General features: G+C 67.7%; 24 protein-coding genes. 18 read left to right on the top strand and 6 right to left on the bottom strand.

Features of this window, described 5'->3' with window-relative positions:
- Nucleotides 1–267 precede the first annotated feature (267 nt).
- Together ACZYYX_RS25010 and ACZYYX_RS25005 are read right to left on the bottom strand one after the other, a co-directional pair.
- Complete coding sequence (locus ACZYYX_RS25010) at nt 268–2,586, bottom strand: ATP-binding protein (RefSeq protein WP_463817423.1); 2,319 nt, start codon at nt 2,584–2,586, stop codon at nt 268–270.
- Between the two features lie 45 nt (nt 2,587–2,631).
- On the bottom strand, nt 2,632–3,492 hold the full coding sequence (locus ACZYYX_RS25005; protein WP_463817422.1) for an LLM class F420-dependent oxidoreductase: 861 nt from the start codon (nt 3,490–3,492) through the stop codon (nt 2,632–2,634).
- Nucleotides 3,493–3,575: 83 nt separating this feature from the next.
- On the opposite strand from ACZYYX_RS25005, the gene ACZYYX_RS25000 reads away from it, so the two are divergent.
- On the top strand, nt 3,576–4,445 hold the full coding sequence (locus tag ACZYYX_RS25000) for a 1-acyl-sn-glycerol-3-phosphate acyltransferase (RefSeq protein WP_463817421.1): 870 nt from the start codon (nt 3,576–3,578) through the stop codon (nt 4,443–4,445).
- A 4-nt stretch (nt 4,446–4,449) separates the two neighbouring features.
- On the opposite strand, the gene ACZYYX_RS24995 is transcribed toward ACZYYX_RS25000, so the two are convergent.
- The gene (locus tag ACZYYX_RS24995) at nt 4,450–4,764 is read right to left on the bottom strand and encodes a type II toxin-antitoxin system VapB family antitoxin (RefSeq protein ID WP_463817420.1); all 315 of its coding nucleotides are present in this window, start codon (nt 4,762–4,764) and stop codon (nt 4,450–4,452) included.
- Between the two features lie 154 nt (nt 4,765–4,918).
- Between ACZYYX_RS24995 and hrcA the strand changes: the two genes are divergently transcribed.
- From hrcA to ACZYYX_RS24925, 14 genes are all read left to right on the top strand, one after another.
- Nucleotides 4,919–5,950 (top strand): heat-inducible transcriptional repressor HrcA, encoded by a 1,032-nt coding sequence (gene hrcA, locus ACZYYX_RS24990; RefSeq protein ID WP_463817419.1) that lies wholly within the window; start codon nt 4,919–4,921, stop codon nt 5,948–5,950.
- A gap of 52 nt (nt 5,951–6,002) precedes the next feature.
- On the top strand, nt 6,003–7,145 hold the full coding sequence (gene dnaJ / locus ACZYYX_RS24985; protein ID WP_463817417.1) for a molecular chaperone DnaJ: 1,143 nt from the start codon (nt 6,003–6,005) through the stop codon (nt 7,143–7,145).
- Nucleotides 7,146–7,148: 3 nt separating this feature from the next.
- Nucleotides 7,149–7,889, top strand: a complete 741-nt coding sequence (locus ACZYYX_RS24980; RefSeq protein WP_463817416.1) for a 16S rRNA (uracil(1498)-N(3))-methyltransferase — start codon at nt 7,149–7,151, stop codon at nt 7,887–7,889.
- Between the two features lie 67 nt (nt 7,890–7,956).
- On the top strand, nt 7,957–8,994 hold the full coding sequence (locus ACZYYX_RS24975) for a PhoH family protein (protein WP_463817415.1): 1,038 nt from the start codon (nt 7,957–7,959) through the stop codon (nt 8,992–8,994).
- 8 nt (nt 8,995–9,002) lie between these two features.
- The gene (gene ybeY, locus ACZYYX_RS24970; protein WP_463817413.1) at nt 9,003–9,557 is read left to right on the top strand and encodes an rRNA maturation RNase YbeY; all 555 of its coding nucleotides are present in this window, start codon (nt 9,003–9,005) and stop codon (nt 9,555–9,557) included.
- Nucleotides 9,554–10,858, top strand: a complete 1,305-nt coding sequence (locus ACZYYX_RS24965; RefSeq protein ID WP_463817411.1) for a hemolysin family protein — start codon at nt 9,554–9,556, stop codon at nt 10,856–10,858. Before ybeY ends, ACZYYX_RS24965 begins: the two co-directional genes overlap by 4 nt.
- A 46-nt stretch (nt 10,859–10,904) precedes the next feature.
- On the top strand, nt 10,905–11,168 hold the full coding sequence (locus ACZYYX_RS24960) for a cytidine deaminase (RefSeq protein ID WP_463817764.1): 264 nt from the start codon (nt 10,905–10,907) through the stop codon (nt 11,166–11,168).
- A complete protein-coding gene (gene era / locus ACZYYX_RS24955; RefSeq protein ID WP_463817410.1) occupies nt 11,165–12,076 on the top strand; it encodes a GTPase Era in 912 nt (303 codons plus the stop codon). Before ACZYYX_RS24960 ends, era begins: the two co-directional genes overlap by 4 nt.
- 36 nt (nt 12,077–12,112) lie before the next feature.
- Nucleotides 12,113–12,790, top strand: coding sequence for a TetR/AcrR family transcriptional regulator (locus tag ACZYYX_RS24950; protein WP_463817409.1), 678 nt, complete (start codon nt 12,113–12,115; stop codon nt 12,788–12,790).
- 143 nt (nt 12,791–12,933) lie between these two features.
- Nucleotides 12,934–13,791, top strand: coding sequence for an ABC transporter substrate-binding protein (locus ACZYYX_RS24945; RefSeq protein ID WP_463817408.1), 858 nt, complete (start codon nt 12,934–12,936; stop codon nt 13,789–13,791).
- Between the two features lie 6 nt (nt 13,792–13,797).
- The gene (locus tag ACZYYX_RS24940; protein WP_463817407.1) at nt 13,798–14,598 is read left to right on the top strand and encodes an amino acid ABC transporter permease; all 801 of its coding nucleotides are present in this window, start codon (nt 13,798–13,800) and stop codon (nt 14,596–14,598) included.
- Complete coding sequence (locus ACZYYX_RS24935) at nt 14,595–15,359, top strand: amino acid ABC transporter ATP-binding protein (RefSeq protein WP_463817406.1); 765 nt, start codon at nt 14,595–14,597, stop codon at nt 15,357–15,359. The genes ACZYYX_RS24940 and ACZYYX_RS24935 overlap by 4 nt, the downstream gene beginning before the upstream one ends.
- An 8-nt stretch (nt 15,360–15,367) precedes the next feature.
- Entirely contained in the window at nt 15,368–16,963 is a 1,596-nt protein-coding gene (locus ACZYYX_RS24930) for a gamma-glutamyltransferase family protein (protein WP_463817405.1), read from the top strand.
- 23 nt (nt 16,964–16,986) lie between these two features.
- Nucleotides 16,987–17,625, top strand: coding sequence for a YoaK family protein (locus ACZYYX_RS24925; RefSeq protein ID WP_463817404.1), 639 nt, complete (start codon nt 16,987–16,989; stop codon nt 17,623–17,625).
- Nucleotides 17,626–17,630: 5 nt separating this feature from the next.
- On the opposite strand, the gene ACZYYX_RS24920 is transcribed toward ACZYYX_RS24925, so the two are convergent.
- The gene (locus tag ACZYYX_RS24920; protein ID WP_463817403.1) at nt 17,631–20,249 is read right to left on the bottom strand and encodes a LuxR C-terminal-related transcriptional regulator; all 2,619 of its coding nucleotides are present in this window, start codon (nt 20,247–20,249) and stop codon (nt 17,631–17,633) included.
- A 79-nt stretch (nt 20,250–20,328) separates the two neighbouring features.
- A complete protein-coding gene (locus ACZYYX_RS24915) occupies nt 20,329–21,828 on the bottom strand; it encodes an amidase (protein WP_463817402.1) in 1,500 nt (499 codons plus the stop codon).
- Between the two features lie 63 nt (nt 21,829–21,891).
- On the opposite strand from ACZYYX_RS24915, the gene recO reads away from it, so the two are divergent.
- From recO to ACZYYX_RS24900, 3 genes are read left to right on the top strand one after another with little or no spacing between them, the layout of a single operon-like run.
- Nucleotides 21,892–22,728, top strand: coding sequence for a DNA repair protein RecO (recO, locus tag ACZYYX_RS24910; RefSeq protein WP_463817401.1), 837 nt, complete (start codon nt 21,892–21,894; stop codon nt 22,726–22,728).
- Nucleotides 22,661–23,560 (top strand): decaprenyl diphosphate synthase, encoded by a 900-nt coding sequence (locus ACZYYX_RS24905; protein ID WP_463817400.1) that lies wholly within the window; start codon nt 22,661–22,663, stop codon nt 23,558–23,560. The genes recO and ACZYYX_RS24905 overlap by 68 nt, the downstream gene beginning before the upstream one ends.
- Nucleotides 23,561–23,582: 22 nt before the next feature.
- Nucleotides 23,583–23,993 carry a hypothetical protein gene (locus ACZYYX_RS24900; protein ID WP_463817763.1) on the top strand — a complete coding sequence of 137 codons (411 nt, stop codon included), beginning with the start codon at nt 23,583–23,585 and terminating at the stop codon, nt 23,991–23,993.
- Nucleotides 23,994–24,003: 10 nt separating this feature from the next.
- On the opposite strand, the gene ACZYYX_RS24895 is transcribed toward ACZYYX_RS24900, so the two are convergent.
- The gene (locus tag ACZYYX_RS24895) at nt 24,004–25,266 is read right to left on the bottom strand and encodes an MCE family protein (RefSeq protein WP_463817399.1); all 1,263 of its coding nucleotides are present in this window, start codon (nt 25,264–25,266) and stop codon (nt 24,004–24,006) included.
- Between the last annotated feature and the right edge of the window lie 11 nt (nt 25,267–25,277).

Below are 25,277 nucleotides of genomic sequence, written 5' to 3'. Positions count from 1 at the left end.
TCGGGGCGGGCCTTGGAGGGCGTCGGAGTCCGCGTCGTGTGGCCATTCGCGGCAGATGTCGGCGAAGCACACCTCCAGCCGCACGCTGGGATTGGGCGTTTCGCACGTCTGTCTGGTGATCACGTCGCGTCCCCTTCGTCGAATCTGCGCCAGTGCGGCTTTCGACTAGGGACTGTGCCAACGCGGGTGGTACGCGGACATCCGCTGAATTACCGATTCAGCTACGCATGCGAGGAAGGGAACGTTCGTAGGTATGCGCGCCGTGGTTCAGCGCCGCCTGGCCACCCATCCGGCGATCTGGCTGCGCGAGTTGAAGTCCAGCTTGGTCAGGATGTGCTGCACGTGGCTGTCGACGGTGCGGCTGGACAGCACGAGCTTGGCCGCGATCTCGCGGTTGGTCAGGCCGTCGGCAACGAGGTGCGCGACTTCGCTCTCGCGGGCGGTCAGCGGTGATTCCGGTGCCGGGGCGGGACGATCGTCATCCGACGCGGTCCCCCCGACGAGGTCGGCGGAGAGCTGGTCGAGGCGCAGCGACGCGCCTTCGGCGATGAACGCATCCGCTGCGGATGCGCCGAGGGCGTCTCGAATACGGTTCTCCGTGGCGACTTCGCAGTTGTGCAGATACGTGCCGAAGGCCTGCATTGACGTGCCGAGGCTGTCCCACAGTGTGCGAGCCGCCCCGAGCAGCCGCGCGCTCTCGCCATACCGGGCGTCGGATGCACTGATCCAGGACAGCAGTTCGATCATGTGCACGATGCCGAGTTGGTCGCCGAACTCGACGGTGACCCGCAGGCCTTCGCGCGCCACATCGGTGGCCCCCGCGAAATCCCCGCGATGCCATTTGTTGACCCCCAGGGCCCACGACGCGTACGACGTCGCCCAGCGCTCCCCGAAACGAGCGCTCGACTGCAGCGACGCCTCGCACAGCGAGGCGGCCCTGTCATGTTCACCGGTGAACACGCACACGACCGCGAGCTGGAACAGCATGCCCAGCGCCGAAGCGCTGTCGCCGCGCGCTTCGTGCCGGGCCAGCGCCTGCTCGTAGAACGTTCGCGCCTCGGACAGTTCGCCATCGAACAACGCGGCCATGCCGCGAAGTTGCGCGATCAGACCGTCGAGCCCGGGAACGTCGATACCGGACGCCATCTCCTCCTCGGCCTCGTCCAGTCGCGCGTGCGCGGCCGCGGGCTCGCCCCGCAACAACGCGAGGTAGGCGTCGACCCCCATCGCGGTGGCTTTCGCGGGCGATGGCTCGGTGTCGGCGGATGCCTCCAGGGCCTGGGTGAGCCACTGGCGGCCCTCACCGAGGTTTCCTCCGGCGATCCAGAACCACTGCAGGTTCGTGGCAAAGACACACGCCTGCTCGACACGGCCTGACGCGATGCAACCGTCGAAAGCGGTTCGGAGATCGGCGTGTTCCGCCGCGAGCCGCGCGAGCCACTCTGCCTGCTTCGGGCCGCACCATTCCTCGAAACTCTGGGCGGCCAAACGCTGGAAGTACTCCCGGTGTGACTGCTGAACGAGCCCGGACTCCGCCATCGCCGCCAGCCGGTCCCGTCCGTACTCCCGCAGCGTCTCCAGCAGCCGGTAGCGCACCTGCTCACCAGCACGATCCACGATCAGTATCGACTTGCGAACCAGAGAATCGATCAGGTCGATGATCTCGTCGGCATCCAAACCTTCACCGGCGCAGACGGTTTCGGCGGCGGTCAAGACGAAGCTGCCGGCGAACACCGAGAGGCGAGCCCGCAGCGTCTGCTCTTTGACCGAACACAGCGCGTGACTCCGGTCGATGAGCGCCGCCAGGGTCTGGTGCCGCGGCAGGGCCGAGCTGTTGCCCGCACTCAAGAGCTGGAAGCGGCGGTCCAACCGGTCCAGCACCTCACCCACCGGAAGGGACCTCAGCCGGGCCGCGGCGAGTTCGATGGCCAGGGGGATGCCGTCGAGGCGTTCGCACAGCCGGGCCACCAGCGCGCTGTTGTCCTTCGTGATGTCGAAGCCCGACGCGCTGTTGGATGCGCGGGCGCGAAGCAATGCCACGGAGTCGAATTCGTCGAGTTTCGACGGGTCCAGCGGAGTCCCGGAGCGGGGCGTCGACAACGGCGGCACGGTGAAGATGTGCTCGCCCAAGACATTCAGCGAGTGGCGACTGGTGACGAGGAACTGCATCTTCGGCGCGCCGCGCAGGACCTCGTCGACGAGACCCGCGCACGCGTCGCTGAGGTGTTCACAATTGTCCAGCACGATCAGCATGTGCTTGCCGCCCAGCTGATGTCGCAGCTGCGACAGCGGCGCCTTCGAGGTGTGGTTCTCCAGCCCGAGCGTCGTTGCCACCGTGTCGGCCAGCAGGGTGGCGTCCTTCAACGCCGCCAGTTCGACGAACCACGCGCCGTCGGCGAACGCCCGCTGTGACTCCGCGGCCACCTTCATCGCCATCCGCGTCTTGCCCACACCGCCGACGCCGGTGAGCGTCACCAGCCGCGAGGCGGACAACTGTGCTCGCAGCACGGCGACCTCGGACCGCCGCCCGACGAAGCTGGTCACGTCCGCTGGCAGATTGCCGTCGCTGCGCGTCATGGATCGCATGGCAGCTGAGATGATATGGCACGGACGTGATCAGAGCTGGCCTGATCAGGCCAGCGCGGCTGCCAGCCGGCGCCACTGCTCCCGCGGGAACTCCCGTGGATCCGCGGTGAGTACCTGGATGCACACGTGGTCGGCGCCGGCGTCAAGATGCTCGGTGACCCGCCGCAGCACGGCCTCCTCGTCGCCCCAGGCGATCAACGCATCGAACAGCCTGTCGCTGACCGTGCTGAGGTCCTCCTCGGTGAACCCGGTGCGCAGGATGTTGTTCGCATAGTTCGGCAGTGCCAGGTAGGAGCGCAGCCAGTCGGTGCCGATCGCGCGCGCCTCGTCGCGGCTGTCGGTGAGCAGCACGCTCTGCTCGGGCAGCAGCATCGGACCGTCGCCGAGCACCTCCCTCGCCGTCCGGGTGTGGTCCGGGGTGGTCAGATATGGGTGGGCACCGGCAGCGCGGGTCGCCGACAGCTCGAGCATCTTCGGGCCGAGCGCCGCGAGCACCCGGTTACCCGTCGGCACCGGGGTCTCCGATGCGTCGATGCCGTCGAGGAACGCCTTGGTGGCGGCCAGCGGTTTGCGGTAGCGGCCCGGCTCCTGTGAGTCGATCAGCGGGGCGTGGCTGACCCCGATGCCCAACAGGAAGCGCTCGCCATGGGTCTGGGTCAGCGTGGCGTAGCGCGCGGCCACCTCGGCCGGCTCGTGCATCCAGAGATTCAGGATGCCGGTGGCGATGACGGTCTTCGACGTCGCGGACAGGAGATTGTCGACCGCGTCGAGCACCGGCCCGCCGACGTCGGGGATCCACAGCGCCGGGAACCCGAGCTCGTCGAGCTCTGCGGCCGCCTCGGCGGCCTCTCCGGCGTTGCCGTACCGCAACTGCGAACTCCACAACCCGACACCTGTCAATTTCATAGCTCTACTCATACCGTGCGCGCACTCGGCTCCGCCAGCACCGGGCGTGTGCTTCGATAACCCCCGACGTGAAGGGGGTTGCCGTGGCGGACGCGGACGAGCGGGGTCGGCTGGAGAGCCTTGCCGACGGAATTCTGTCCGCGCTCGACGGCGTGGCCGAGAGTCTGCGTGGTGAGCCCGTCGTCGACGACGCGATCGCGCGGGCCATGGCGGCGGTCGCCACCGTGGGAGGCGAGTTCGTCCGGCGCTACCACCGGCTCGACATCGAGGCGTCGATCGACGCGCCGGATGAGCCCGTGCTATTCGTCGCCAATCACGGCTTCGGCGGCGTCGTCGACCTGAACGTCTTCGCCGTCCGGGCAGCCCTGGACGAGATGCAGCTGGACCGCCCGCTGACGATCCTGACCCATCAAATGGCCTGGACGCTGGGGGTGGGCCGACTCTTCGAGCCGCTCGGCGCCCGTCCGGCCAACCGCGACAGTGCCGTGGAGGCCTTCGCGGAGGGTCACCACGTCCTGGTGTTCCCCGGTGGCGACAAGGACGCGGCGAAGACGTTCGAGGAGCGCAACCTGATCAAGTTCGACGGCCGCACCGGCTTCGCCCGGCTCTCCATCGAGCAGCGGGTGCCGATCGTGCCGCTGGTCACCGCCGGGGCGGGGGAGTCGCTGCTCGTGCTGTCCAGCGGCGAGCGGCTGGCGCGGGCTCTGCGCCTGGACAAGGCGCTGCGCGTCAAGGCGCTGCCGGTGAGCGTGTCGGTGCCGTGGGGTCTCAACGTCGGCGCCGTCGGCATGCTGCCCTACCTACCGTTGCCGACCAAGCTGGTGACCCGCGTGCTCGCGCCGATGAACCCCGAGCAGGACGAGACTGCCGAACAGTTCGCCGGACGCGTGGAGGCTGCGATGCAGGACGCGATGACCGACCTGACCCGGGACCGCAAGCCGCTGCTGGGGTGAGGGCTCAGCCCGTCTGCGGCGCGGGCATGTCCATGTCGAACACCCGCGCGTGCAGCACCGTGCGATTACGCAGCGCTGCCCGCACCGCGCGGTGCAGCCCGTCCTCGAGATAGACGTTGCCGCGCCAGCGCACCGCATGGGGGAACAGGTCGCCGTAGAAGGTCGAGTCCTCCGACAGCAGCCGGTCCAACGCGAGCACCGTCGTCGTCATCACGAGCTCGTCGAGGCGGATCTGGCGGGGAGGAATCTGGGCCCATTGCCGGTGGGACAGACCGTGATCCGGATACGGCCTGCCATCGCGGACACCCTTGAAGATCATCGACGCGCCTTTGGTTGCCTACCATCGCTTTTGCTTAGCTTCGCAAGGTTAACCCGACGCCGACGAGTGCGCCGGACCGCTCAGACGCGATCACTGCTGTTGATGACCGTAAAATGGACCGGTCGGTCACATGCGAGTCGAAGTGGGGTGAGCAATGGGTAGCGCTGATGAGCGCCGATTCGAAGTTCTCCGCGCGATCGTCGCCGATTTCGTCGCGACGAAGGAGCCCATCGGCTCCAAGACCTTGGTCGAGCGACACAACCTCGGGGTGTCCAGTGCGACCGTGCGCAACGACATGGCTGTGCTGGAAGCCGAGGGATACATCACCCAGCCGCACACGAGCTCCGGCAGGGTACCGACCGAGAAGGGCTACCGCGAGTTCGTCGACCGCCTCGACGACGTCAAGCCGATGTCGGGGGCGGAGCGACGCGCGATCCTTTCCTTCCTCGAATCCGGCGTCGACCTCGACGACGTGCTGCGCCGCGCGGTCCGGCTGCTGGCGCAGCTGACTCGCCAGGTCGCGATCGTGCAGTACCCGACGCTGTCCACATCGACCGTGCGCCGCCTCGAGGTGGTCGCACTGACCCCGGCCCGGCTGCTGCTGGTCGTGATCACGGACTCCGGGCGTGTCGATCAGCGCATCGTCGAACTCGGGGACGGCATCGACGACGCCCAGCTGTCCCAGTTGAGGGATCTTCTCGGCCAGGCGCTCGAGGGCAAACCGCTGGCCGCCGCCTCGATCGCGGTGTCGGACCTCGCCTCGCACCTCACCGGGCAGGGCGGGCTGGCCAACGCGGTCGGCCGGGCCGCCACAGTTCTGGTCGAGACGCTCGTCGAGCACACCGAGGAGCGTCTGCTGCTCGGCGGCACGGCCAACCTGACCCGCAACACCGCCGATTTCGGTGGCTCGCTGCGGTCGGTCCTGGAGGCGCTCGAGGAACAGGTGGTGGTGCTGCGGCTGCTGGCCAAGCAGCAGGAGGCGGGCCGGGTGACCGTGCGGATCGGGCACGAGACCGAGGCGGAGCAGATGGCCGGCACCTCGGTGGTCAGCACGGCCTACGGTAGTTCGGGCAAGGTGTTCGGCGGCATGGGCGTGTTGGGTCCCACACGGATGGACTATCCGGGAACCATCGCCAACGTCGCCGCAGTTGCTCTCTATATTGGCGAAGTCTTAGGTAGCCGCTGATCTGTGCTGCGCTGGGTATGCAGCACGGATCGACGGGTGGGAGAGGTTGAGCGTGGCACGCGACTATTACGGCTTGCTCGGAGTGAGCAAAGGCGCCAGCGATACGGAGATCAAGCGCGCCTATCGCAAGCTGGCCCGTGAACTGCACCCCGACGTCAACCCCGACGAAGAGGCGCAGGCGCGTTTCAAGGAGGTCAGCGCCGCCTACGAGGTGCTCAGCGATCCGGAGAAGCGCCGCATCGTCGACATGGGCGGGGACCCCTTGGAGTCCGCGGGCGCCGGGGGCGGCTTCGGTGGCTTCGGCGGTCTCGGCGACGTCTTCGAGGCATTCTTCGGCGGCGGCGCCACATCCCGCGGTCCGATCGGCCGCGTCCGGCCCGGCTCGGATTCGCTGCTGCGGATGCGTCTGGATCTCGAAGAATGCGCCACCGGGGTGACCAAGCAGGTCACCGTCGACACCGCGGTGCTGTGCGACCTGTGTCACGGCAAAGGCACGCACGGTAACTCGACGCCGATCACCTGCGACACCTGCCACGGCCGCGGCGAGGTGCAGACGGTGCAGCGCTCGCTGCTCGGTCAGGTGATGACGTCGCGGCCCTGTCCGGTGTGCGGCGGTGTCGGTGAGGTGATCCCCGATCCGTGCAACCGGTGTGCCGGTGACGGGCGGGTGCGGGCGCGCCGCGAGATCAGCGTCAAGATCCCCGCCGGTGTCGGCGAGGGGATGCGGGTGCGCCTGGCAGCTCAGGGTGAGGTAGGGCCCGGTGGCGGTCCTGCTGGTGACCTGTACGTCGAGGTGCACGAGAAGCCGCACGATGTGTTCGTCCGCGACGGCGACGACCTGCACTGCACGATCTCGGTTCCGATGGTCGACGCCGCGTTGGGCACCTCGGTGTCGGTGGACGCGATCCTCGACGGTCCGACCGAGATCACGATCGGTGCGGGTACGCAGCCGGGGTCGGTGACGACGCTGCGTGGTCACGGGATGCCGCATCTGCGCTCCGGTGTGCGCGGTGATCTGCACGCCCACATCGACGTGGTGGTGCCGTCGCGGCTGGATCACGACGACATCGAACTGCTGCGAGCCTTCAAGGAGCGCAGCCGCGACGCCGCGCAGGTGCGATCATCGCAGAATTCGGCCACGAACAACGGCGGCGGCCTGTTCTCCCGGTTGCGCGAGACGTTCACGGGTCGCTGACGTTTGCGGACCCTGTTCTACGTCGACACGGTTCCCGCCGTCGGTGAGCTCGCCGTCGTCGACGGCGACGAGGGATTTCACGCCGCCACGGTGCGCCGCATCCGCCCCGGGGAGGAGCTCGACGTCGGCGACGGAGCCGGCACCGTGGCGGACTGCGTCGTTGAAGACGTCGCCAAGAGTCGGCTGACCGCGCGGGTGCGGGGACGCACCCATGTCGAACCGCGCAGGCCGATGGTCACCGTGGTGCAGGCCCTGCCCAAATCGGAGCGGGCCGAGCTCGCTGTCGAGCTGGCGACCGAAGCCGGGGCAGACGCCTTCGTGCCATGGCAGGCGGCCCGGTGCGTCGCCCGCTGGGACGGCGCTTCCAAGGTCGACAAGGGTCAGCGCCGGTGGGCCGCGGTGGCACGGTCGGCCGCCCGTCAGTCCCGTCGCCCGCACGTCCCCGCCGTCCACGACGTCGTGTCCACTGCCGGACTCGCTGAGCTCGTGCGGGCCGCAGACCCCGAACCGGTTCTGGTGTTGCACGAATCGGCGGATCGTCCGCTGGCCGAGGTGCCGCTGGCCGACGCCGCGGCGGTGATGCTGGTGGTCGGCCCGGAAGGAGGCATCTCCGACGCCGAACTGGCCACCCTGACCGGGGCTGGTGCGCGAATCGTGCGGCTGGGTCCCTCCGTGCTGCGGACCTCCACGGCGGCCGCCGTCGCGCTGGGTGCGCTCGGGGTGCTGACCCCGCGCTGGTCCTGACGCTAAACTGGGACTTCAGCATCGATCAGCATCCACCCGCTTTCAGGAAGCAGGCAGAAAACCCCACGTGACGCCCCGCGAGACGAACGCAGGCTCGGACAGTTCGCAGGTCCGCAGCAGCATCACCGTTCCGCCCGACCTCGTGGTGGGCCTGCTCGGCCGCTCCGACGAGAACCTCCGGGCGCTGGAATCCCTGCTCACCGCCGATATCCACGCCCGTGGCAACGCGCTGACCGTGTCCGGTGAACCGGCCGACGTCGCGCTGGCCGAACGGGTGGTCTCCGAGCTCCTGGAGATCCTCGGCAGCGGTCAACGGCTCACGCCCGACGCCGTGCGGCACAGTGTGGCCATGCTGACCGGGGCCGGTGACGAATCACCGGCCGATGTGCTGACTCTGGACATCCTGAGCCGGCGCGGCAAGACCATCCGGCCCAAGACGCTGAACCAGAAGCGCTACGTCGACGCGATCGATCACCACACCATCGTGTTCGGCATCGGGCCGGCAGGCACAGGCAAGACCTATCTGGCGATGGCCAAGGCCGTCAGCGCTTTGCAGTCCAAGCAGGTCAGCCGCATCATCCTGACCCGACCCGCCGTCGAGGCCGGCGAACGTCTGGGCTTCCTGCCCGGGACGCTGAGCGAGAAGATCGATCCCTATCTGCGCCCGCTGTACGACGCGCTGCACGACATGATGGATCCGGAGCTCATCCCCAAGCTGATGAGCGCCGGCGTGATCGAGGTCGCGCCGCTGGCCTACATGCGCGGCCGCACGATCTCCGATGCGTTCATCATTCTCGACGAAGCGCAGAACACCACCGCCGAGCAGATGAAGATGTTCCTGACCCGGTTGGGCTTCAACTCGAAAATCGTTGTCACAGGCGACATCACTCAGGTCGACCTGCCCGGTGGGGCGCCGTCGGGGCTCAATGCCGCCATGCGGATTCTCGATGGCATCGACGACATCCACTTCGCCGAACTCACCAGCGCCGACGTGGTGCGTCACCGGTTGGTGTCCGAGATCGTCGATGCTTACGCCAAATTCGAGGAGCCGACTCTGATGAACCGGGCCCAGCGCCGCTCGGGCACCGGACGGCCGAGGCGGTAACGACACCCATGACCATCGAGGTGTCCAACGAGTCGGGCATCGACGTCTCCGAATCCGAACTCGTGAGCGTCGCGCGCTTCGTGATCCGCAAGATGGACGTCAACCCTGCCGCCGAATTGTCGATGGTGCTGCTGGATTCGGCCGCCATGGCCGACTTGCACATGCGCTGGATGGATCTGCCCGGCCCCACCGACGTGATGAGCTTCCCGATGGACGAGCTCGAGCCGGGCGGGCGTCCCGACGCCCCCGAGCCGGGCCCGGAGATGCTGGGCGACATCGTGCTGTGCCCTGAGTTCGCCGCCAAGCAGGCGACTGACGCTGGCCACACGCTCGGACAGGAGCTGGCCCTGCTCACCGTGCACGGGGTGCTGCATCTGCTGGGGTACGACCACGCCGAACCCGACGAGGAAAAAGAGATGTTCGCCCTGCAGCGTCAGCTGCTCGAGGAGTGGGTGGCCGAACAGGTCGAGGCTTACCACCAAGACCGGCAAATCGAGAAGGATCGCCGGTTGCTCGACGAATCACGGTATTTCAACGAATCCCACTTCGGCGACACTCCGTGACCGGGTTGGGCCAGCTCGTCGGGGCGATCCTGCTGATCGCCTCCGCGGGCCTCTTCGCCGCGATCGACGCCGCGGTCAGCACTGTGTCGATGGCTCGTGTCGAGGAGTTGGTGCGCGACGAACGACCCGGCGCGGTACGCCTTCTCCAAGTGATGGCCGATCGCCCTCGTTACATCAATCTCGTTGTGCTGCTGCGTATTGCGTGCGAGGTGAGCGCGACGGTGCTGCTGGCGGCCTACCTCGACGACTATCTGGGCGTCAGTGGCGGCCTGATGACGGCGGCGGCCATCATGACGGTGATCAGCTTCGTCGCGATCGGCGTGGGTCCGCGCACCGTGGGCCGGCAGAACGCCTACACGATCGCGTTGGTCTCGGCGCTTCCGCTGCAAGGCATCTCGGTGGTGTTCACCCCCGTGAGTCGGCTGCTGGTCCTGCTGGGTAATGCGCTCACGCCGGGCCGGGGATTCCGCAACGGGCCGTTCGCCTCGGAGATCGAGTTGCGTGAGGTGGTCGACCTCGCCCAGCAGCGGGGTGTGGTGGCCGACGACGAACGCCGGATGATCCAGTCGGTGTTCGAACTCGGCGACACCCCGGCGCGCGAGGTGATGGTGCCGCGCACCGAGATGGTGTGGATCGAATCAGACAAAACAGCCGGTCAAGCCACATCGTTGGCGGTGCGCAGCGGGCATTCCCGGATCCCGGTGATCGGTGAGAACGTCGACGACATCGTCGGTGTTGTCTATCTCAAAGACCTTGTGCAGCGGACGTACTCGTCGCGCAACGGCGGCCGGGACACCTCGGTGGCCGAGGTGATGCGCAAGCCGGCGTTCGTGCCGGACTCCAAGCCCCTGGACGCGCTGCTGCGCGAGATGCAGCTCGACCGCGTGCACATGGTGCTGTTGGTCGACGAGTACGGCGCCATCGCCGGTCTGGTCACGATCGAAGACGTGCTGGAGGAGATCGTCGGTGAGATCGCCGACGAGTACGACGTCGACGAGGTCGCTCCCGTCGAGGATCTCGGCGAACGCCAGTACCGGGTGTCGGCGCGGTTGCCCATCGAGGATCTCGGCGAGCTCTACGACCTCGAGTTGTCCGAGGACCTCGACGTGGACACGGTCGGTGGACTGCTGGCTCTCGAACTGGGCCGGGTTCCGCTGCCCGGCGCCGAGATCATCTGGGACGGGCTGCTGTTGCGTGCCGAAGGCGGCCCGGATCCGCGCGGGCGCGTCCGGGTCGGCACGGTGCTCGTCAGTCCGGTCGACCCCGAACCCGAGGACACGGAGGACAGCGAACGTGAGTGAACTCGATGCTGAAGACGCCAAATTGGTGGTGCTCGCCCGCGGCGCCATGGCGCGCGCGGAGGCGAGCAGCGGGGCCGCGGTACGCGACGCCGACGGCCGCACCTACGCCGGCGCCCCCGTGCGGTTGACGGCACTGGAGTTGACGGCCCTTCAGGCGGCGGTCGCGGCGGCGGTGTCCAGCGGCGCGACGGGTCTGGAAGCCGCTGTGGTGACCGGCGGTGACGCCGACGATCCTGGTGTCGCCGCGGTGCGCGAGTTGAGCGCGGACGCCGCGATCATCGTGACAGACCGGGCCGGAACACCGCAGTGAGCGACGAATTCCGGTCAGGCTTCGCGTGTTTCGTGGGAAGGCCGAACACCGGGAAGTCCACGCTGACCAATGCGCTGGTGGGCGCCAAGGTGGCGATCACGTCGAACCGGCCGCAGACCACCCGCCACACGATCCGCGGAATCGTGCACCGGGACAGCTTCCAGATCGTGCTCGTCGACACCCCGGGGTTGCACCGGCCACGCACGCTGCTGGGGCAGCGGCTCAACGATCTGGTCAAGGACACCTACTCCGAGGTCGACGTCATCGGCCTCTGCATCCCGGCCGACGAAAAGATCGGACCGGGTGACCGTTTCATCTACGAGCAGATCCGAGCGGTGGCACCCAGGACCACGCTGGTCGCGATCGTCACGAAGATCGACAAGGTCAGCAAAGAGGCTGTGGCACAACAGCTGATCGCGGTCAGCGAGCTCGTCGGTCCTGAAGCGGACATCGTGCCAGTCTCGGCGACCGAGGCCACCCAACTCGACGTGCTGACCAACGTCATCGTCTCGCATCTGCCGCCCGGTCCGGCCTTCTATCCCGACGGAGAGCTCACCGACGAGCCCGAAGAAGTGCTGATGGCCGAGCTGATTCGCGAGGCCGCGCTCGAGGGTGTCCGCGACGAACTGCCGCACTCGCTGGCCGTGGTCATCGACGAGATCGAGGAGCGGGAGAGAAGAGACGATCAGCCGCCGCTGATCGCCGTGCACGCGATCCTCTACGTCGAGCGGGATTCGCAGAAGGGCATCGTCATCGGCAAGGGCGGTGCCCGGTTGCGCGAGGTCGGCACCGCGGCGCGCACACAGATCGAGAAGCTGCTCGGCACCAAGGTCTACCTCGACCTGCGGGTCAAGATCGCCAAGAACTGGCAGCGCGATCCCAAACAGCTGGGGAGGCTGGGGTTCTGATCGGGTGATCCGCTCGTGCTGTGTCAGAGTGGACCGGTGAAGTACGGGCAGGGGTGGGAACCGCCGGTGGTGGACTGGTCCTCGACGCGGGGGCGGATTCTGCTGGCGGCGTCGGTGTTGTTCGCCCAGCGGGGCTATTTCGGCACCTCGACCCGCGACATCGCCGAGGCCGTGCAGATCCGGCAGCCGTCGCTGTTCCACCACTTCCAGGCCAAACACGAGATCTTCCGCACGCTGGTCGAACTCGACCTCGGGCCGTCGATCGCGCGGATGGACCGGAGGCTGGGGGAGACGTCGAGCTGGGCCGAGAAGCTCCACCTCGCCATCGCCTGCGACGTCCAGGAGATCCTGGTGCAGCCGTTCGACGCGCGGGGGCTCTACCAGGACGCGGTACTGGCGCTCGATGAGTTCGAGGCCGAGCGACGCGGCATCGAGACGTTCCACCGGCAGATCGAGCGCGTGGTGACCGGGGGTAGGCGCGCAGGCGAGTTCGCGTCGTTCGAGCCGTCGTTCGTGGTGCGCGCCACCAACGGCGTGCTGTTCGAAACCCTGCGGGAGCAGGGCGGGCCTGCAGGGCCGGTGCATCGGCAGCGCCCCGTCCAGGCGGCCGACTTCGTAGTGCGCTCACTGTTGCTCGACCAGGCCCGCCTCGACGGCATCCGGACCGTCACGAGACGCCGTCTCAAGGAACTGGCCTCCTCCCGCGCCAGCTGAGCACCCGTGTCCGGCAACCCGGCCGTGTGACATCCGGGTAAAACATCTCGCCGATCCGTGGCCTATCGATCGATAGTAGCCTATCGTCCGATAGGTAGATCGGGTGGCGTGGTCCATCCGGCACCGGAGTTTTGGGAGGACCCGTGACAGGACCATTGAAACACTCACTCGTCGCCGTGGTGGCCGCTGCTCTGAGCATGGGGTTGGGTGCCTGCTCGTCGGATGATTCCTCGACCGCCGAGCCGACCGGACCGGCGAAAGTCCAACCGCCAGCCATCCTGCAGGCCGGCACCTTGAAGATCTGTGCCCCCAACGACGGCACGCCCCCCAACGTCTACCACGACGAATCCGGTGAGTTGATCGGCAGCGAGGTTGACCTGGGCAAGGCGCTCGCCGCACAGATGGGGCTCAAGCCGCAGTTCGTCGAATCCGCCTTCGCCGCAGTCATTCCGACGCTGCAGGCCAAGCAGTGCGACGTGATCATGGCGCAGCTCTACATCAAGCCCGAGCGCGAGGCCGTCGTCGACTTCGTGCCCTACGTCTACTCGGGCACCGGCATCGCCGTGGCCAAGGAGAAACCGGCCGATGTCACCGGACTCGACGACAGCCTGTGCGGCAAGAAGGTCATGGTGGCCGTCGCGACCACCGCCGAGTCCCTGGCGATGGAGCAGTCCGACAAGTGCGCCGCCGCAGGCAAACCCGCCGTGGACGTCAACCGCAGCAACCAGGCCGACGTGTCGCTGCAACAGCTGCAGAACGGCCAGGTCGACGCGTTCATGGACACGGCCGAGACGCTGGGCTACTACCAGACCAAGACCGGCGCGAAGATCCAGACGGTCGGCGCACCGTTCGGCACGATCAAAATCGGCGCTGCCACGCTCAAGGGCGACACGGCGCTGCACGACGCCATCGCCGCCGCGCTCGGCGAATTGGAGAGCAACGGCACCTACGCCAAGATCCTCGACGAGTGGGGCATGTCCGACCTCAGCATCCAGAAATAGGCTGCGATGCAATTCGACTGGCAGTTCTTCTGGAAATCGCTGTTCACCCCGAGCGACGCGTTCCTCGAGGGATTGACGCTGACGATCGTGGTGTCGGTCATCGCGATGGTGCTCGCCACCGTCGTCGGGCTGGTCATCGCCCTGATGCGCCGATCCCCGTACGCGGTCGTTCGATGGTGCGCCAGCATCTACATCTGGGTCATCCGGGGCACGCCCCTTCTGGTACAACTGGTGATCATCTACACCGGTCTGGCCGCGGTGGGGCTCTACCAGTTCCATGACGTCTCGCTGCTCGGTCTGTCGGTCAAAGCCGCCGTGCAGGCCGCCATCGTCGGGCTGATGATCAACGAGAGCGCTTACATCGCCGAGATCATCAGGGCCGGACTCGATTCGGTGGCCAAGGGGCAGTTCGAGGCGGCCGCCTCCCTGGGTATGACGACGACCAAGCTGATGCGCTGGATCATCGTGCCGCAGGCGCTGAGGGTGATGGTGCCGCCGCTCGGCAACTCTTTCAACGGGCTGATGAAAACCACATCGGTGCTGTCGGTGATCGGGGTGAGCGAGATGTTCCTGGTCACCCAGTCGATCAGCTCGGCGACGTTCCACACGTTCGAGATCTTCATCGTCGCGGCCATCTACTACCTCGCGCTGACGACCGTGTGGACCTACATCCAGGCGTGGATCGAGAACCGACTGGCCCGCCAGCTCGGCATCGACGCGCGGGTCAGTCTGACGCAGCGGCTGTTGGGTGCCCGACGGTCCGCGTCACCGGCGGCCGAGCAGCTCGAACTCAAGGAGGCGCGATGACCGCGTCGGTGACCCCGGTGGTGTCGGTGCGTTCGGCGTGCTGCTCCCTGGGTGGGCGGCGCGTTCTCGACGACGTGAACCTCGACGTGCACCGCGGTGAGGTCGTGGTGCTCATCGGCCCGTCCGGCGCGGGTAAGACCACGCTGCTGCGTTCGCTCAACAACCTCGAGACGTTGGACAGCGGCGAGGTCCTGATCGCGGGCGAGTCGATCGCACACGGCACGGGTGGCCGCACCATCGGCAAGGGCGAGCTCGCCCGCCGCCGGCGCGAGATCGGTTTCGTGTTCCAGCATTTCAACCTCTTCCCGCACATGACTGCGCTGGAGAACGTGTGGAACGGCCCGGTACGCGTGCTGGGCCAGCCGAAGGCGAAAGCGGCAGAAGACGCACGCGCCCTGCTCGAGCGCGTCGGCCTGGCCGACAAGGCGCAAGCGCGACCCAGCCAGCTGTCGGGCGGTCAGCAGCAGCGGGTCGCGATCGCGCGAGCGCTGGCGATGCGGCCGAAGGTCATGCTGTTCGACGAGCCGACCAGCGCGCTCGATGTCGAGATGGTCGGCGAAGTGCTGCAGGTGATGCGGGAGCTGGCCGCCGAGCAGATGACCATGGTCATCGTCACCCACGAGATGCGCTTCGCCCGAGATGTCGCCGACCGGATCGTGGTGATGGACGCCGGCCGGATCATCGAAGACGCCGCGCCCGCAGAGTTGTTCGCCAATCCCCGCAGCGAACGTACGCGCACGTTCCTGTCCACGATCCACTAGGAGTCCCCGTGCTCACCTCCAGCGGTCCGACATCGTCGACCGGTGCTGTCGCCACGCCGCACCGGCTGGCCACCGACGCTGCCGCCGAGATCTACCGCGACGGCGGAACGGCCATCGACGCGGCGATCGCGGCGGCCGCGGTCCTCACTGTCGTCTATCCGCACAACGTCGCGCTCGGCGGTGATCTCATCGCGCTGGTGCGCACCCCCGACGGCGTCACCACCTGTGTGAACGCCTCTGGATGGGCAGGTGCAGCGGCCGACCCCGACGCGATGCGCGCGAGGCACGGGGACAGGTTGCCCGACCGAGGTGTGGACACGGTGACGGTGCCTGGTGGGGTCCGCGGATGGGAAGCGTTGCGGCGCTTGGGCGGCGGTCTGCGCTGGAGCAGACTGCTCGAACCTGCCGAACGCGTCGCCCGCGGCGGAGTGCCCGTGGCCGCGTCGGTCGCTGCCCACCTCGACGATGCCGAGAACGCCGACCTGGCGGGCATCGTCGACTTCGACACCGTGTTCCGCCCAGCCGGTCGGACGCTGAAGGAGGGCGAGATCTTTCGCCAGCCGGCGCTGGCCGACACGTTCGCCGCCCTGCGGTTCGGCGGACCCGACGAGTTCTACACCGGAGCTCTGGGGCGGCGCACGGTGGCCTACCTACGCTCACGTGGCTCGGTGCTCCAGGACGCGGACTTCGCCGACTTCGCTGCGGAGGTCACCGAGCCCCTGTCGGTGCAGTATCGCGCGCTGACGGTGTTCACCAGCCCGCCCAACACCCACGGGTTCGTCATGCTGCGGGCGCTGCGGGCTCTCGACGCGCTCGGCGTGCGGGCACCGCTCGGCGAGGACTTGCCGACGCTGATGCAGATCTTCGGTCACGCGAACCTGCTGCGGACCGCCTGTCTAGCGGACCCCCGACAGTCCGACGTGGACATCGCCGCACTCGTCCACGGCGACCTGAGTACCCGTGCCCCGCTCGCGGGCGCCCGTGACATGACGGGCTCGGTGCCCGCCGGTGACACCGTCGGGGTGGCCGCCGCCGACGGGCAGGGCTTCGCCGTGTCGCTGATCCAGAGCGTGTATCACGCCTTCGGCTCCGGATTGATCGATCCGCAGACGGGCATCCTGTTCCACGACCGCGGAACCAGTTTCGACCTCACCCACGGCTCACCGAACGTGCTGGCGCCACGCAAACGGCCGCGCCATACGCTGATGCCCGCGCTGACGACCGAGGGCGGTAGGCTCCGCCACGTGCTGGCCACGATGGGCGGGCAGGGCCAACCTCAGATCCTCACCGAGATCCTGCTGCGGATGCTCGACGGAGCTGCGCCTGCCGATGCGGTCGCGGCGCCACGCGCGATCGTCGGCCGCCAGACCCACCTCGCCGGTGCAGACACGACCTCCGTCGAGGACGGCTTCGACGAATCCGCCCGCGCGGCGATGACGCGGTCCGGCTTCGACGTGCTGGAGCTCCCCGCGCACAGTGAGTCCTGCGGTCAGGCGAATGTCGTTGTCGCTCATGCAGATGGTTCGTTGGTGGCGGCCAGCGACCCGCGTTCGGACGGCTCGGCGGCCGTCGTCCACCATGTGCGTCTTCCGGCTCGCGCGTGACTCGTCACCTGCGGGTCGGCCTGATGCTGACCCTGACGGCGGTGACGGGGGCGCTCGACGCGGTGGGTTACCTGAGCCTGGATCGGGTGTTCACCGGGAACATGACCGGCAACGTGGTGATCCTGGGGATGGGCATCGCGTCGGAGGAGGGCCTGCCGGTTGCGGGCCCGCTGATCGCGCTGGGCGGCTTCACCGTCGGCGCTGCGGCGGCCGGCCTACTCACGCGGGGTCGGATCGCCGGCTGGAATCGCGTCGTGACCCTGACGCTGTGGACCAACGCCGTGGTCCTCGCGGTGGTGGCGACCGTGTTGACGGTCGCCACCCCGGCCGGTTCGTCGGCGGGCGGAATCGCCTGTGCGACAACGCTTGCTGTCGTGATGGGCATGCAGGCTGCGATCGCGCGGTTCCTCGCTGTGCCGGATATGACCACCGTCGTCGTGACCTCGACCATCACCTCGTTCGCGGGAGAGACGCTGCTCGCCGGTGGCCTGGGATGGGTCGCGCACCGGCGGCTGTGGGCCGTGGTGTTGATCTTCACCGGCGCGCTGGTGGGGGCGCTGCTGACACGGGTGGGCGTCGGGGTGCCGGTCTATGTGGCGGCCGCGGCGGTGCTCGTCTGCGCGCTGATGGGGCACCGATACTGGGATCGCGCGCCCGCCTGAGAGCGTCACCCCCCAACCGTCGGCGGCGGCCTGACCAGAGCCGCGAGCTCCTCACGGGTGGCCGTACCGGTCTTCGACATCGCTCGGTGGGTGTGGCTTTCCACCGTACGGACCGACAGCGACAAGCATTCCGCGATCATCCGGTTCGTCATGTTCTGCCCGATCAGAACGGCGATTTCGCGTTCGCGGTTGGTCAACGGCAGCGGAACGAGGGCGCAGCTCAGAGCCGGGGTGCGAACCCCGCTTTTCTCGGCGAGCTCCGACGCTCGCTTGACCATCTGCAGCGCCGAGCCGCGCTTGCCGCTCTCACTATGGAGCTGGGCGGCGTATGCAGCGGCATCGACCGCTGCCACCACGTCACCCATGTCCTCGAATTCCCTTGAGAGAGCATCGAGCTGATGAGCGTCCGAGTTGCACAGAGCGCTGGCGAATCGGGCCACCGTCCCGACGCGCACCCCCTCGACGAGGGGTTCGAGCTCGCGCAGACGTGCCGCACATCCGTGGTGACCGAATTGAACGGCGGCTTGCAGGCACGAGACCTCTGCGGCGAACTGTCCCCTCGACGCCGCGCGTTGGGCCGCGGCGAGGACTGTGCTGATCGCAACGCTGTGGGCACCCTGTGCGGCTGCCAGCCACGCGCGTGCGCGGCTCTGCTCGTAGTCCAGCAGTCGGAAAACCCGTGGTGTCTCGTCGAGGTGGGCCAACGCAGCCGCAGCCTCCTCTGCCTGACCGCGCATCGCCAGAGCCTCGATGTAGGGGATGCCGTATCGGAACGCCCACCCACTTCGATGATCCACACGCAGCGCGTCGACCGCCCGCCCCAGCAGACTGCACGCGGAACGGAGGTCACCGGCTGCCAAGGCCCCTCGCCCCGCCACCGCAGTGCCGAGGAGGCGAGCAGCACCTGGAAGCTCCGCGGCCTGGTTGCGGATCCGCGTGCTCAACTCGACCCCTTCGAGGACCCGGCCCGCCATGACCAGAGCGCTGACATGCGAGTCGGCGATGTTGAAGCGCATCTGTGGGGCGTCGAAAGAGCGTTCCGCGGCGCGGTATCCGTGGTCCGACGCGTCGACCGCGGCAGTCGTTCGCCCGGCGTCGCCATGAATGGTTGTCAAGACCCATGCCAACTCAACGCCGACGACCGCGGGCATCGAATCGACAGTCAAACGGTGGGACGTGCGGAGGGCCGCTTGCGGGTCGTCCGTCGCGAACGACGCGACCGTGAGAAACGCGTCGATATAGGCGCGGTCCTCGGCCGATGCCTCCAGCGATGCCGCCGAGATGATCTCCTTCGATGTCGCAGGCTCGCCCAGCGCCCACAGCATGTTGCTGGCCCGCAGAAAAGCACATCTCGCACGTTCAGGACCCGACAGTGCGGCGTGATCGAGACCTCTGAGCGCTTCCTCGGCTTCCTCGCCGCGCCCGAGCCACGAAAGTGCATGCGCACGAACCGAAACGGCGTCGAATCCCCCTCCCGCGCCGCTTGCGGCGCTGGCAAGTCTCTCGGCGAGAGATAGATCCGCCAACCACACAGCGCCGCGCGCCGCTCTGGTCAGGAATTCACCATCCAGAGGCCGGTCGGAGCCCAGGCTGAGTGCGGCGCGGCGGACGAGCACGGGGATGTCCTGGCTGGCATCAGATGCGGCGAGTTCATCAGCGACCAGGCCGCGCAGCCGTCGTAGTTTGGTCGCCGGCGCCCGCCGTCGCCGCACTTCTCCGTAGATCGGATGCGCCAGCTGTACCGTCAATCCGGCGTCGGTCGGTTGGACGGTGATCAATCCGCGAGTCTCGGCGTGCTCGACAGCACGAGGATCGGTCATCCGCTCCAGTGAGGCCAGTTCCATCGGCTCGCCCACTGCAAGGGTGTCGAGGACATCACTCACGGAATCGGGCAGTCGGCCGATACGTGTTTCGATGAGTTCGGCAAGTGATGGCGGCACCGTCGGCGCACCTGTCCAGCGCCACACGCCGTCGTCGCGGTGGAGTCTGTCGGCGCTGACCTCCTGGTCGACGATGTGGCGGAGGTACAAAATGTTCCCGCGCGTGAGCGTCCACAATCGTGCGATCGAGTCGGAATCAACGGGGGCACCCATCACCTGGGTCAACAGCGCGGAGGTGTCGTCCACCGTCAGTGACTGCACATCGATTCTCTCGAATCGGCCCGTCGTCCAGATTTCCTGCACCGCAGGCGATAGCAGCTCACCGTCGCGCACGGTGAGCATCAATTTCGCCGTGGCGCGCTGCATGATCTGATGGACGACGAACGCCGACAGATCGTCGAGGTGGTGTGCGTCGTCCACGGCGATCAGGACTCGTGTGTTCTGCGGCGTGTCGGTCAGAGAGCCGATGACGCCCTGCAGCAACTCCGTAGAGTTCGTCGCGCCTTTGGGAACCCAGGCGCTGAATGCGCCGAGGGGAACCGCGCGTCCGGAGGCTGTCCCCGTGATCAGTCGTGTTGTCCACTCGTTACCGCCGGTGACCGACACGGCTTCGCGGGCGATCCGACTCTTACCGACGCCCGCGGCGCCGGAAATGACGACTCCGGACAGTTCCGGAACCTGGAGCGCCGCCCTGATTCTGCGCAGTTCCTCCGAGCGGCCGGTCAACGGCCACGACAGGTACACCTTCACACAGTAAAAGCGTTGCGCCTCCGCACGGGGTGAAGTCCGGTGATTGCTCGGCCCGGGTTTCCCTGGACCGGGACTATGCGACCCCGACGGTCACCGAGTCCGGAGCGGAGACGGTCGCCGAAGGCTCGGCCTGCACCCGGGTGTCCCACCAGTTGTCGGGCTGAGCGGTAGCCCAGCCGTTGACTGCCTCGAGCGCGGCGGCCAGCGACACCAGCAGCGGTTCGCTGTTCGCCGGTCCCATCAGCTGCACGCCGATCGGCAGTCCCTCGGCGGTGAAACCCGCAGGCACGTTGATCGACGGCCAGCCCAGCAGGTTCCACGGCCAGGTAGCCGGGCAGGCGCGAATCATCGCCCGATCGGTGGCCAGCCCGCTCAGACCGTCGAACGCGTCGACCCGCGGCGGCGGGAGCGCGGTGGTCGGCGCGAGGACCACGTCGGCGATGTTGAAGATCCAGCCGACCCGCTGCCGCGTGACGGCCTCGTGGGCGCGGGCCTTGCGCAGGATGTGCTCGGAGAGCACCCGGCCTGTCCGCGCGTTGGCCACCGTGCGGCTGTCCCAGCGCGGACCCGGTCCCAGCCGGTCCATCCACTGCGGGATGCCGGCGGTCGAGCGCGCCAGGAAGTTCCACGACATGCGCAGGTCGTAGTCGGGGTCCGCGGCGATGACCGTGTGGCCCAGCTCCTCGAGTTGCGCCGCGACCGACTTCATCGCCGCGCGGATCTCGGGGTGCAAGCGCGCGCGGAAGACGGTGAACGGGAACTTGGTCGAGAACGCGACGCGCAACGGGCCGGGGGCCCGTGACACGTGGTCGGAGACCCTCACCGGCGGCGGGGTGTGCAGGTCGCCGGGGGCGTTTCCCGACGCTGCGTCCAGCACCAGCGCGGCGTCGGCGACCGTGCGTGCCAGTACACCGTTGACGGTGATGCCGTTGAACGCCTCGGGCAACGGTGAGGTGGAGATCCGTCCGCGCTGAGGTTTGATGCCGACCAGGTGGGTCCACGCGGCGGGGATGCGCACACTGCCCGCCCCGTCCGAGCCGATCGCGGCGGCGACCAGGCCTGCCGCGACGGCCGCGGCGCTGCCTCCTGACGAACCTCCCGGCGTGTGCTCGCGTGACCACGGATTACGGGTGTGCCCGAACGCGGGCCCGCTGGTGAACGGCCACTGGCCCAGCTCGCAGGTGTTCGTCTTGCCGACGATGACGGCGCCGGCTGCGCGCAGTCGGCGGACCACCTCCGCGTCGGCCGAGGCGTCGACCACCTCGCCGTCGGCGCCGAACCGGGTCGGGACACCGGCGACGTCCACGTCGTCCTTGACCGCGATCGGGATGCCCAGCAGAGGCAGGGTCGAATGACCCTGTCCCGCAGCACGTTTGCGGTCGGCTTCAGCCGCCTCGGTGAGCGCGGATTCCCGTAGGACGACCCGGAACGCGTTCAGTGTCGGTTGGCTGGCTTCGATCGCGTCGAGAGACTGCCGAACCAGCTCGACCGACGTGATGCGGCCGCTGGCGAGGGCGAAGAGCTGGTTCCCGAGAGTCGGGAACCGGGTGTGCGGAGCAGGGGAAGCAGCCATCACTGACAAGAGTATCGGCGCTGCGAACCCGATATCCATCCCCAACAGTGGAAGACTGGACGGATGCGTCTGTACCGGGACCGAGCGGTGGTGCTCCGTCAGCACAAGCTCGGGGAAGCCGATCGCATCGTGAGCCTGCTCACGCGCGATCACGGGCTGGTGCGCGCGGTGGCCAAGGGGGTGCGGCGCACCCGCAGCAAGTTCGGGGCGCGGTTGGAACCGTTCGCGCACATCGACGTTCAGCTCTATCCCGGCCGCAATCTCGACATCGTCACCCAGGTGCAGGCGATCGACGCCTTCGCCTCCGACATCGTCAGCGACTACGGCCGCTACACCTGCGCGTGCGCGATGCTCGAGACCGCGGAGCGGATCGCCGGTGAGGAGCACGCCCCGGTGCCCGCGCTGCACCGTCTCACGGTCGCCGCCCTGCGCGCGGTGGCCGACGGAGCCCGACCGCGCGAACTCGTGCTCGACGCCTATCTGCTGCGCGCGATGGGGATCGCCGGGTGGGCGCCCGCGCTGACCGAATGCGCACGGTGCGCCGCGCCGGGTCCCCACCGGGCCTTCCACGTCGCCGCCGGCGGCAGCGTGTGCGTGCACTGTCGGCCCTCGGGTTCGGCCACCCCACCCCAAGGGGTGGTGGATCTGATGGCCGCGCTCTACGAGGGCGATTGGGAGCATGCGCAGACCTCCACGGCGGCGCACCGCAGCCAGGCCAGCGGACTGGTGGCCGCGCACCTGCAGTGGCATCTGGAGCGACAGTTGCGGACACTGCCGCTCGTGGAGCGGGTGGAGCGGAAGAGCGGGCAGACCATCAGGCAGGATGTGGCGCATGGCAACGGAACGGACCGGGAGGCGGAAGGGCAAGAACAGCTACCCACAGCTGCCCCCGGCGCCTGAGGATTATCCGACGTTTCCGGACAAGTCCGCCTGGCCGGTGGTCTTCCCCGAGCTGCCACCCCGCACCAACGGCAAATTCGCGCGCCCTCCGCAGCACACGTCCAAGGAGTCGGCTCCGCAGATCCCGGCCAACCAGGTGCCCCAGCACGTCGCGGTCGTGATGGACGGGAACGGCCGCTGGGCCACCCAGCGAGGGCTGGGGCGCACCGAGGGCCACAAGATGGGCGAAGCGGTGCTGATCGACATCACCTGCGGCGCGATCGAGCTGGGCATCAAGCACCTCACCGTGTACGCGTTTTCCACGGAGAACTGGAAGCGCAGCACCGAAGAGGTCCGATTCCTGATGGGGTTCAACCGCGAGGTGGTGCGCCGCCGTCGGGAGAACCTCAACGACATGGGCGTGCGGATGCGCTGGGTGGGCTCTCGGCCCCGGATGTGGCGCAGCGTGATCAAGGAGTTCGACATCGCCGAGGAGATGACCGTCGACAACGACGTCATCACGATCAACTACTGCGTCAACTACGGCGGGCGCACCGAGATCGTCGAAGCGGCCCGTCAACTGGCCCAGGAGGCCGTCGACGGCAAGATCAATCCGGGACGGATCACCGAGGCCGGGTTCGCCAAACATCTGCACCGCGCTGACATCCCCGACGTGGACCTGTTCATCCGGACCTCGGGGGAGCAGCGGGCCAGCAACTTCCTGCTGTGGCAGGCCGCCTACGCCGAATACGTGTTCCAGGACAAGCTGTGGCCGGACTACGACCGCCGCGACCTGTGGGCGGCGTGCGAGGAGTATGTCCAGCGCAACCGGCGTTTCGGCAGAGCCGAATGATGTGCCTGAGCGGCAGGGCCTGATGGAACTCGTCGAACGGCTGCCGGTGGTGTTGGCCGAGATCCTGCCCGTGCAGCGTGAGGACGACGGCGCGCTGATGGTGCCGCACGAGCAGACGTTCGCGTCGCTGCGGGTGGTGACGATCGCCGAGGGTCTCGAGATGGTGTCGCTGACGCAGGTGCTGGCCTGGGATCTGCCGCTGACCGCGACAGTGCGGGCGGAGGTCGCCAAGCATGCGCAGGACACGTTGCTCGGCACGGTGTCGCTGGTCGAGAAGATCGGTGCGAAAGGGGCAGGCGGCCCGCGCAAGACCGGGGACGTGCTGCTGCGCTACAACTTCCCGGCGGCCGGGCTGACCGACGATGCCCTGCGCACCCTGGTCATGATGGTGCTGGCCACCGGCGCCGACGTCCGGCGCGCACTCGTGGCCTGAGCCCTGCGGATCAGGGATTGATGGTGTATTCACCCAGTTGTCGTCCCCAGATGTATTCACTCGCAGACGGTCGTCCCACGTCCAGGTGGTTGTAGGGCGCCAGGGATGCTCCTGTGTCCATCACGAGATAGGGCGCCGGGAACAGTTCGCGGGTGATGGGTTGCCAGCAGCCTGGCCGGCCCTCGGGACCGCCCCGCGCATTGACCCGCGGGAGATTGTCCGGGTACACGTACGGGTTGGACGGCCCGACGAGTATGTCGTGAAGTTTCAGGCTGTAGCCATTGGCGCCGCCGCCGAAACGAGAGAATTTGGGTTCGCTGTCGTGGAAGTTCCGAATCGTGCAGAACAACGCCGGACTGTTTCTGTCGAGCGTTTCACTGGTCGGAATCAGATCCGTGACGGTTCGCCGCACGAATGGATCTGCACGCTCGATGACGTCGCCGCCGGTGGCGCCGAATCCGACCGCGGCCATGAGGGTGCGGTCCAGATCTTCGCGCTGTGCAGTCAGTGTGCGCGCGGTGGTGACGGCTTTGTCGAGCCCGGTCAACACATCGGGCGCCGCGTGGGCATACTGGTCAGCGAGGTCGGCTAGCAGCTCGATATCCCGATCGACATCGTCCATTCTCGGATTGATCTCTGCGAGAACGGTATCCGCGTCATCGATGGCTGCGCCGATTCGATCGCCCCCGCCGTTGATCGCGCTGGCTGCTGCTGTCAGCGTCGCATTGAGTTTGACGGGATCAATCTGCTGGGCGATCGCAGTCGTGGTCTCGAACAGCGTGTTGAATTCGGTTGTCACCGACGTGACCCGGGTTTCTTCCGCATCGGCGAATCGAGCCGCGACAGGATGCTGCGGTGCGCTGATGGACACGTACTTGTTCCCGAATATCGTGCTCGAGACGATCTCGACGTCAGCATTGGCTGCGATCAGGTCGACGTAGGAGGGGTCGATGTCCAGCGTCAGTCTGGCAGCTGGAATTCCATGGTCGTCGATGTGGGCGACATCCCTCACGCGCCCCACCGTGACGCCGTTGTAGGTGACCCGCGCTCCGCTCTCCATCGCCAGACCTGAACGGTTCGTGATGAGCCCGACTGAGACGGCCGGGGTGAAGGCGCCCTTGAATTGCATCATCACCAAGGCGACCACGACCGTCGCGCACACCGCAGAAACGCCGGCCGCCGTCCGAACCGGGGGGTTTGTGCGCCACCGGACCAACCGACGTTGCCAGTAAGAACGCACGCGACGCCTCTCGTTGATGTAGTCGACGCTCATCAGATCCAACC

This window comes from Mycobacterium sp. IDUB_1 (assembly GCF_055419625.1).
This window is presented reverse-complemented; position numbering and strand designations above follow the sequence as displayed.

Bases quoted from the DNA above. Each gene is read 5' to 3' on its own strand.
- ACZYYX_RS24915 (WP_463817402.1), bottom strand. From the start codon at position 21,828: ATGGCTGCTTCCCCTGCTCCGCACACCCGGTTCCCGACTCTCGGGAAC.
- ACZYYX_RS25010 (WP_463817423.1), bottom strand. From the start codon at position 2,586: ATGCGATCCATGACGCGCAGCGACGGCAATCTGCCAGCGGACGTGACC.
- ACZYYX_RS24905 (WP_463817400.1), top strand. From the start codon at position 22,661: ATGGCAACGGAACGGACCGGGAGGCGGAAGGGCAAGAACAGCTACCCA.
- recO (WP_463817401.1), top strand. From the start codon at position 21,892: ATGCGTCTGTACCGGGACCGAGCGGTGGTGCTCCGTCAGCACAAGCTC.
- ACZYYX_RS24960 (WP_463817764.1), top strand. From the start codon at position 10,905: ATGGCGCGCGCGGAGGCGAGCAGCGGGGCCGCGGTACGCGACGCCGAC.
- ACZYYX_RS24940 (WP_463817407.1), top strand. From the start codon at position 13,798: ATGCAATTCGACTGGCAGTTCTTCTGGAAATCGCTGTTCACCCCGAGC.
- ACZYYX_RS24925 (WP_463817404.1), top strand. From the start codon at position 16,987: ATGCTGACCCTGACGGCGGTGACGGGGGCGCTCGACGCGGTGGGTTAC.
- ACZYYX_RS24995 (WP_463817420.1), bottom strand. From the start codon at position 4,764: ATGATCTTCAAGGGTGTCCGCGATGGCAGGCCGTATCCGGATCACGGT.
- ybeY (WP_463817413.1), top strand. From the start codon at position 9,003: ATGACCATCGAGGTGTCCAACGAGTCGGGCATCGACGTCTCCGAATCC.
- ACZYYX_RS24935 (WP_463817406.1), top strand. From the start codon at position 14,595: ATGACCGCGTCGGTGACCCCGGTGGTGTCGGTGCGTTCGGCGTGCTGC.
- ACZYYX_RS25005 (WP_463817422.1), bottom strand. From the start codon at position 3,492: ATGAAATTGACAGGTGTCGGGTTGTGGAGTTCGCAGTTGCGGTACGGC.
- ACZYYX_RS24895 (WP_463817399.1), bottom strand. From the start codon at position 25,266: ATGAGCGTCGACTACATCAACGAGAGGCGTCGCGTGCGTTCTTACTGG.
- ACZYYX_RS24900 (WP_463817763.1), top strand. From the start codon at position 23,583: ATGGAACTCGTCGAACGGCTGCCGGTGGTGTTGGCCGAGATCCTGCCC.
- hrcA (WP_463817419.1), top strand. From the start codon at position 4,919: ATGGGTAGCGCTGATGAGCGCCGATTCGAAGTTCTCCGCGCGATCGTC.